Annotated in this window: 8 protein-coding genes; 6 read left to right on the forward strand and 2 right to left on the reverse strand. The window is 69.0% G+C overall.

Annotated elements, in window-relative coordinates:
• The coding region (locus DBR36_RS18295; RefSeq protein WP_258222641.1) for a sorbosone dehydrogenase family protein at nucleotides 1-458 on the forward strand (458 nt) is incomplete at its 5' end.
• A 6-nt stretch (nucleotides 459-464) separates the two neighbouring features.
• Here DBR36_RS18295 and DBR36_RS08470 read toward each other — a convergent pair.
• The gene (locus tag DBR36_RS08470) at nucleotides 465-1,271 is read right to left on the reverse strand and encodes a DeoR/GlpR family DNA-binding transcription regulator (RefSeq protein ID WP_108318502.1); all 807 of its coding nucleotides are present in this window, start codon (nucleotides 1,269-1,271) and stop codon (nucleotides 465-467) included.
• Nucleotides 1,272-1,504: 233 nt separating this feature from the next.
• Between DBR36_RS08470 and DBR36_RS08475 the strand changes: the two genes are divergently transcribed.
• The 5 genes from DBR36_RS08475 (at nucleotide 1,505) to DBR36_RS08495 (ending at nucleotide 6,858) form a co-directional block, all read left to right on the forward strand.
• Nucleotides 1,505-2,797 carry a sugar ABC transporter substrate-binding protein gene (locus tag DBR36_RS08475; protein WP_108318505.1) on the forward strand — a complete coding sequence of 431 codons (1,293 nt, stop codon included), beginning with the start codon at nucleotides 1,505-1,507 and terminating at the stop codon, nucleotides 2,795-2,797.
• A gap of 72 nt (nucleotides 2,798-2,869) precedes the next feature.
• Entirely contained in the window at nucleotides 2,870-3,799 is a 930-nt protein-coding gene (locus DBR36_RS08480; RefSeq protein WP_108318507.1) for a carbohydrate ABC transporter permease, read from the forward strand.
• A gap of 1 nt (nucleotide 3,800) precedes the next feature.
• A complete protein-coding gene (locus tag DBR36_RS08485; protein WP_258222644.1) occupies nucleotides 3,801-4,700 on the forward strand; it encodes a carbohydrate ABC transporter permease in 900 nt (299 codons plus the stop codon).
• Between the two features lie 33 nt (nucleotides 4,701-4,733).
• Nucleotides 4,734-5,597: a ketose-bisphosphate aldolase gene (locus DBR36_RS08490; protein ID WP_108318509.1), complete on the forward strand. Its 864-nt coding sequence runs from the start codon at nucleotides 4,734-4,736 to the stop codon at nucleotides 5,595-5,597.
• Nucleotides 5,598-5,616: 19 nt separating this feature from the next.
• Nucleotides 5,617-6,858 carry an ADP-dependent glucokinase/phosphofructokinase gene (locus tag DBR36_RS08495; protein WP_108318511.1) on the forward strand — a complete coding sequence of 414 codons (1,242 nt, stop codon included), beginning with the start codon at nucleotides 5,617-5,619 and terminating at the stop codon, nucleotides 6,856-6,858.
• A 27-nt stretch (nucleotides 6,859-6,885) separates the two neighbouring features.
• Here the strand turns inward: DBR36_RS08495 and DBR36_RS17660 are convergent.
• Nucleotides 6,886-7,757: FUSC family protein (locus tag DBR36_RS17660; protein ID WP_108318513.1), on the reverse strand; the 872-nt coding region annotated here is incomplete at its 5' end.

Here is a 7,757-nt window from a genome sequence, read left to right on the forward strand (position 1 = left end):
CCGGCTCTCCCGTCTGGAGCCTCGGCCATCGCAACCCGCAGGGGATCGGGTGGGATGCCGCGGGCACGATGTACGCGTCGGAGTTCGGCCAGAACACGTGGGACGAGCTGAACGTGATCGAGCCCGGGGCGAACTACGGCTGGCCCGAGGTCGAGGGCATCGGTGGGCGCGAGGCATTCGTCGACCCCGTGCAGCAGTGGGCTCCGGCCGAGGCGAGCCCCAGCGGTCTGGCGGTGGTGGACGGCGCGGTGGTCATCGCGAACCTGCGCGGGGAGCGTGTGCGCGTGGTGCCCACGGGCGATCCGTCCGCCGCCGAGGAGTTCTTCGTCGGCGAGTTCGGACGGCTGCGCGACGTCGCCGCCGCGCCGGACGGGAGCCTCTGGGTCGTCACGAGCGACACCGACCGCGGTGGGGGAGACACCGACGAGATCCTGCGAGTACCGCTGGAGCGCGACTGAAACAGCTCAGGGGGTGAGGACGGCGACCCCGGCCTCGGCCAGCGCCTCGGCCAGCGCGGGCGGCGGCGGGGCGTCCGTGATGAGGTAGTCGGCCTTCTCGAGCGGCGCGATCTGCGCGAACAGGCGCCGGTCGAGCTTGGTGGAGTCGGCGAGGATCGCGATGCGATCGGCCTTCTGGATCATCTCGGTCATCATCGTCGCGTCGCCGAGGTTGCTGGTCGAGAATCCCGAGCCGTCCACCGCGCCGACGGCGATCAGCGCGTAGTCGGCGCGGATGTCGACGTCGGGTGCGTGGGAGTTGGTGGCGAGGGTCACCGGCCCGGTCGTGGCCTGCGTGATGGTGCGCACGGCCCCGCCGAAGATGAAGAGGTCGCGGAAGACCGACGGCGAGATCTCGGCGGGGATGCGCAGGTTGTTCGTCGCGATCGTGAGGTCGCGGTGGTTGCGCAGGGCGCGGGCGACCGCGAGCGTCGTCGTCCCGGCGTTGAGCATGAGGACGGAACCGTCTTCGACGAGATCCACGGCGAGGGCGGCGATGCGCTCCTTCTCGGCGGTCTGCATCTGCAGTCTCACGTCGAGTCCGCGGTCGCGCCCCGGTACCGACATGGCGCTGACGGCACCGCCGTGCGTGCGGACGACGATGCCCTCGCGGTCGAGCTGATCGAGGTCGCGCCGCACCGTGTCGATCGACACTCCGAAGTGCGAGGCGAGGTCCACCACCGTCACCTGCCCGGTGTCGGCGACGTAGGCGGCCAGCTCCGCCTTGCGACCGGCCGGCAAACGCCTCTTCGTCGTGGCTGTGGTTCCGTCCATGCCGTCATCTCTAGCACAGTGATGCAACAATCGCCGCAAAACGGTCGGTAAAACGGCATCGGACGGCAGATACATCGGTAGTTGCGCGCGCGAAACGGCGACAGCGGGCAGAAATTGTCACGAATCCGCATCGTCTGCTTGACCTGCCCCGCAGAACGGCGCATACTCGTGCTCAAAGATGCAAAACAGCGCAGAACAGCGCGAAATGCAGCAGATCTCAACGAGGAGAAACGATGGACAACAGCGGGCGCCGGCGTCGGAACGCCATCAAGCTCGTCGGTATCGCGGCAGCGGCCACGACCCTCCTGGCGATGGCGGGGTGCTCGTCGAACAGCTCCGCCACCTCGGCCGACGGGGACGTCACGATCGAATTCGCGCAGTGGTGGGAGCCGGAACTCGGCGACGGCGCGTTCCGCGGACTGATGGACCAGTTCGAGCAGGAGAACCCGGGCATCAAGGTCGACCTGGTGAGCGGCCCGTATGCCTCGACGAAGGAGCAGCTGTTCGCCGGGGCGGCCTCGGGCACGATGCCCGACGTCGTCGGTCTGGACGGCGCGTGGGTGAGCGACTTCGCCAAGCAGGGGGTCATCGCCGACCTGTCGCAGCTCATGAGCGACTCCGGCTACGACGAGAGTCAGCTGGCCAGCCAGATCAAGGTCGACGGCAGCACCTACATGATCCCCGTCGTCAACTTCGTCTACCCGATGTTCACCAACGACGGGCTGCTCGCCCAGGCAGGGGTCACGACCCCGCCGTCCACCCGGACCGAGTTCGCCGACGCGGCGAAGAAGATCAAGGCGCTGGGCGGCGACGTCTCGGGCTGGGTCCTCCCGCTGTCGCTCGAAGCCCCGAACGGCGTGCAGAACGACGTCATGTCGTGGGTCTGGGCCTCGGGTGGGTCGATGCTCGCCGACGGCCAGCCCGACCTGACCAACGACGACGTGCAGTCCGCGACGGATTACATCCAGCAGCTGTGGGATGACGGCGTCATCGCCCCCGGGTCCTTCACCATGAAGGAGCAGGACAAGGTCGAGGAGTTCACCAACGGCCGCGTCGGCATGATGATCGACTCCCTCGCCCACATCAACCTGATCCGCGAGTCCAACCCCGACCTGAAGTTCTCGATCTCGGCCATCCCGGCCGAGGACGGCTTCTCGGGTGAGCGCGGCATCCCCTACGCCGCGTGGGGCATCGGCGTGGCCGAGAACTCCGAGCACAAGGACGCCGCCTTCAAGCTCGTGCAGTTCCTGATGAGCAAGGACGTCAACAGCGAGCTGTCCACGATGGCCAAGGCCTTCCCGGGCAACACCGAGAGCGTGCCCACGTTCGTCGAGGACGACGAGCTGTTCAAGACGGCCTTCGACATCTACAAGAAGGGGTACCCGGCGAACGAGTTCACCGGCCTCCCCGTCGCCGAGGAGCTCATGCGCCAGTTCGGCGAGCAGTTCCAGTCCGCGCTCGACGGGCAGCAGCCGCTGAGCGACGCGCTGAAGAAGACGCAGGACGAATGGACGTCGGAGTTCTGATCCGACAGTGATCCGGGATGCCGCACCGCCCCGCGGGTGGTGCGGCATCCCGCTCAACGAAAGCCGCACACCATGACCATGCGCACCCTGACTCCCCCCGACACCGAGGTGATCGTCACCGGACGGCCCGCCTCGCGCCGCACCCGGCAGCTCCGCAAGGCGGGCGAGGCGTACGTCTTCCTGTCGCCCACCCTGATCCTGCTCTTCGTCCTGATGATCGTCCCGATCGTCATGGTCATCGGCTACTCGTTCCAGGACAACGTCATCCTGAACAAGAGCCCCGACGTGGTCGGCGTCGACAACTACGTCGCCATCCTGACCGACGCCGGCTTCTGGAAGGCCACCGGCAACACCCTCTTCTTCACCCTCACCAGCGTCGCCGCGCACCTCGTGCTGGGGCTGTCCTTCGCGATGCTGCTCAACAGTCGCCTCATCGGAGCGGTCCCGCGGGCCATCTTCCGCGGCCTCTACGTCCTGCCGTGGCTCTTCACCGTCGCCGTGATCGCGGTGCTGTGGCGGATGCTCCTCGCCCCCAACGGCATCGTGAACTTCCTGTTGAACACCGACATCGAATGGCTCGCCTCGCCCGCGCTGGCCCTCGGCACGGTCACGTTCATCAACATCTGGGCCGGCTACCCCTTCTTCATGGTCAGCCTGCTCGCGGGTCTGCAGGGCATTCCGAGCGATCTGTACGAGGCGGCCACCGTCGACGGGGCCAGCCCCGCCCAGCGGTTCTGGAACGTCACCATCCCGCAGCTGCGGCCGATCATCGTCAGCCTCGTGCTGCTCGACCTCATCTGGACCTCCCAGCAGTTCGCGCTCATCTGGCTCACCACCGGCGGCGGTCCGATCGACGTCACCGAGATGCTCAGCACCTACACCTACAAGCTCGCGTTCGCGAAGTACGACTTCTCGATGGCATCCACCTCGGCGGTGCTGGTGCTGGCGATGTCGATGATCATCGCGGTGCTCTACGTCCGTCACCAGAAGGCGAGGGACTGACATGGCCCTGACCACCCCCGCACGCCCGCGCACCGCGGCGGCCCCCGCTCCCCGGCGCGCGTCAAGCAGTCGCACGCGCCGTCGTCTGGCCAAGGCCGGCGTCCTCATCGGCCTGCTGCTCGGAGCGGTCTTCGCCGCCGGGCCCGTGCTGTGGATGCTGTCGAGCTCGTTCAAGTCGAACACGCAGATCTTCGAGCTACCGCCCCGGCTCATCACCGACACCTTCTCGTTCGACGCGTACGTGTCGATCTTCACCAACCCCGAGACGGTGCGCTTCTTCATCAACAGCTACGTCGTGGCGGGCGCGGTGACGATCCTGACCCTGCTCGTCGCCATCCAGGCGGCCTACGCCTTCAGCCGCTTCGAGTTCCGGGGCAAGCGCATCGTGAACGTCATCATCGTGAGCGTGCAGGCGGTGCCCCCGATCACGCTGCTCATCCCGTACTTCGGGCTGATGGTGGGGCTGGGGCTGTACAACACCTACCCGGGGCTGATCTTCACCTACATGGTGTTCACGCTGCCCTACGCGATCATCATGATGACGGGGTACTTCAACACCCTGCCCAAGGAGCTCGACGAGGCCGTCCGCGTCGACGGCGCCGGCTCCTTCACCGCCCTGTGGCGCGTGCTCGTGCCCATCTCGATCCCCGGGATCGTCTCGGTCGGCATCTACACGTTCATGATCGCCTGGAACGAGTTCCTCTTCGCCCTGACGCTCACCCGCACGATCGACATGCGCACGGTGCCGATCGGCATCCAGCTGCTCATGGGGCAGCACTCGTACGAGTGGAACCAGATCATGGCGATGAGCATCCTCGGCTCGATCCCGGTGCTGGTCCTCTTCCTCTTCTTCCAACGCTTCTTCATCAGCGGCCTGACGGCCGGCTCGGTGAAGAGCTGATCCCGCCTACCCACCCCGAACAAGGAGAAATCCGTGCTCTACACCGGCAAGTCCATCCTCGACGTGGCGAACGCCCACAGCTTCGCCATCCCGGCCTTCAACATCAGCGACTGGGCGATGTTCACCGGGATCATGGACATCAGCGAGGAGAAGAACGCTCCGGTCATCATCGCCGTCCACCCCGACGAGGTCTCGCACATCACCGCCGACCTCATCCCCGCGATGCACGCCCGCGCCCACCGCTCGAGCGTCCCCGTGGCCATCCACTGGGACCACGGCGGAACGTACGAGCAGATCGTCACCGCCATCCAGGCGGGCTTCACCTCGGTCATGATCGACGCCTCGCTCGAGCCGTTCGAGCAGAACGTGGCCCTGACGCGCAAGGTCGTCGAGGCGGCGCACGCGGTGGGGGTCCAGGTCGAGGGCGAGCTCGGCACGATCGGCGCGAACGACAGCTACGGCGAGTCGGGCGCGGCCGAGATCATCTACACGAACGTCGACGACGCCGTGCGCTTCGTGGAGCAGACCGGTGTCGACAGCCTGGCCATCGCGATCGGCACCTCGCACGGGCTGTACCCCGCCGAGAAGAACCCCGAGCTGCGCCACGACCTGCTCGAGCAGATCAAGGCGGCGGTCGGCATCCCCCTCGTCCTGCACGGCGGTTCCAGCAACCCGGATGCCGAGCTGTCCCGCGCCGTGTCGCTCGGCATCAACAAGATCAACATCTCGAGCGACATCAAGGTCGCGTACCACGACCGCATGCGCGAGGTGCTGGGCACCGACCGTCGTCTCCGCGAGCCCAACGCCATCCAGCCGGAGTGCATCGCGGCGATGAAGGTGACCGCGGCCGAGAAGATCGACCTGTTCGGCGCCGCCGGCAAGGCCGACCTCTACTGAACGGGCGGTGACAGGCGTCATGGCGGGAGACCTCGTCCTCGGGCTCGGCGGGACCGTCGACTACGAGATCCGGTGGGATGCCGAGGTGCTCTCGGACCTCGCGCGGGGGTACGGCATCCATCGGGACGAGCTGACCACCACGACGCCGATCATCGACGAGCGGGCGCTCGTCGTGACGGTGCTCGCCTTCCTCGCCGCGGGCGGGGGAGGCGAGCGCTTCGTCCTGTCGAGCGAGATCGTCGAGGCCTTCGCGGGGCACTTCGACACGCGGATCACGCTCGGGGGGACGGGGGTGCGCGCCGGTATCGCCCTCGACCGCATCGGCGTGCCGACCGTGCAGCACCTGGTGAGCATCGACGACAACGTGCGGCGGTTGCTGCCGCGCTCGATGCGCGTGGTGTCGTCGGCGACCCGCGACACCCTCGATCCGCACCTGATCGTGCAGTATCCCGAGGGGACGACCGTCCGTCTGGCCGACGCCGCGGTGACGGCGCCCTCGTCCAACCGCGTCATCTTCGCGAACGACGCCCCCAACCGCGAGATGGCGATCGCCGCCGATCTGGGGGCGGCCCTCGCGCAGGCGTCGGCGTTCCTGGTGTCGGGGTTCAACACGATGCAGGATGCCGACCTGCTCGAGCATCGGCTGAGCGACCTGGTCGCGGCGATGCGGCACCTGCCCGCCGACGCCCTCGTCTATTACGAGGACGCCGGGTTCTACCGCCGGGAGCTGTCCTCCCTGGTGCGGGAGCGGCTGCTCGAGCGCATCGACGTGTACGGCATGAACGAGGACGAGCTGCAGGAGTACCTGGATCGCCCCGTCGACCTGCTCGACGCGGACGACGTCGTCGCGGCCCTGTCCGCCGTCCAGCTGCTCATCCCCGCGCGCGCCCTCGTCGTGCACACGAAGTACTGGGCGATCGCGGTCGGCCCGGACGCGCAGCGTCACCGCGCGGCGCTCATCAGCGCCGTCGGCACAGCGGCGACGCGGTACCGCCTCGGAGACGGCTGCACGGCCGCCGATCTGGACAACACCGCGCGGCTGCCGCGCCACCCGCGCGGGTCGGAGATCGTCGCCGCAGCCGAGGCCGCGCTGTCGGCCGCGGGCGTCGCCGCACACGTGGTGACCACGGCCGACCCCACCACGATCGGTCTCGGCGACACCTTCGTCGGCGGCTTCCTCGCGGCGGTGCCGTCCGCGTCCCGCATCGCGACCGCGGCGGCCCTGGAGCGGGCCCTCGACGCCGCGTGCGCGGGTCGCTGACGTCGGCGCGTCGCGACGCGAACTCCCTCACCGCGTCGCGGTAGCGGCATCCGGGTCCGAGAACGGCCCGCACGCCGCGATCACGCGGCGCAGACTCACCGCCGCCTCCCACGCGTCGAGGGGCTCGTCGTCGACCGAGAGGTGGCGCAGGCGGCCGGTGTAGTCGGCGAGTGCCGCCTCGGCCTCGCCGAGGGGCCGCGCGGTCGCCTCGGGCGAGGGCGGCGCCGTGACCAACCGGGCGACGGCCCCGACGGCGTCGGCGAGCGACCGGCGCGTCGCGGAGGGCAGTCGGGTGTCGACGACCGGGTCCGCGGTCAGCCGGGCGAGCGCGGCCGAGAGTTCGCGCGTGGCCTCGGCGATCCCGGTGAGGGCGTCCAGGCGCCGCCGGTTGAGGTCGCGGGGGGCCTGCAGCCGCCGACCGCGCGGGTTGTACCGCCGGCTCTCGTCGGCCAGATCGACCTCTTCACGCACCTCGGCCAAGGTCGCGGTGAGCGACGCGGTCGCCGCATCGCCGACCTCGGGCGCGAAACGGCGCCCCGCGAGCGCGTCCGCGATGCCGTGCAGAGCCGCGCCGACGTCGTCGCGGAGCGCCGTGAGCCGGTCGTCGGCGCGGCCCACCCGCAGCGGAGGGACGACGACGAGGTTGACGACGACACCGACCACGACGCCGAAGGCCATCGTGATGAGGTACGAGCTCGAGTAGCCGTCCGGGTCCGCGCCGCCCAGCAGCAGCACGAAGAGTCCGGCGATCGCGACCCAGTCGCGCCCGACCCCCAGCGCACGAACCCCCGCGAGCAGCACGCCGATCAGGATCACGGCGGCCACGGCGACGATGCGCGGCAGGCCCGTGCCGACGACCGCCAGGCTCGCCAGGCCCAGGGCGATGCCCAGACCGAGCC

The organism is Microbacterium sp. HMWF026, assembly GCF_003061325.1.
Taxonomy (GTDB): Bacteria; Actinomycetota; Actinomycetes; order Actinomycetales; family Microbacteriaceae; genus Microbacterium; species Microbacterium testaceum_E.

Coding starts and splice junctions, on each gene's coding strand:
- DBR36_RS08475 (WP_108318505.1), top strand. CDS start 1,505: ATGGACAACAGCGGGCGCCGGCGTCGGAACGCCATCAAGCTCGTCGGT.
- DBR36_RS08470 (WP_108318502.1), bottom strand. CDS start 1,271: ATGGACGGAACCACAGCCACGACGAAGAGGCGTTTGCCGGCCGGTCGC.
- DBR36_RS08480 (WP_108318507.1), top strand. CDS start 2,870: ATGACCATGCGCACCCTGACTCCCCCCGACACCGAGGTGATCGTCACC.
- DBR36_RS08485 (WP_258222644.1), top strand. CDS start 3,801: ATGGCCCTGACCACCCCCGCACGCCCGCGCACCGCGGCGGCCCCCGCT.
- DBR36_RS08495 (WP_108318511.1), top strand. CDS start 5,617: ATGGCGGGAGACCTCGTCCTCGGGCTCGGCGGGACCGTCGACTACGAG.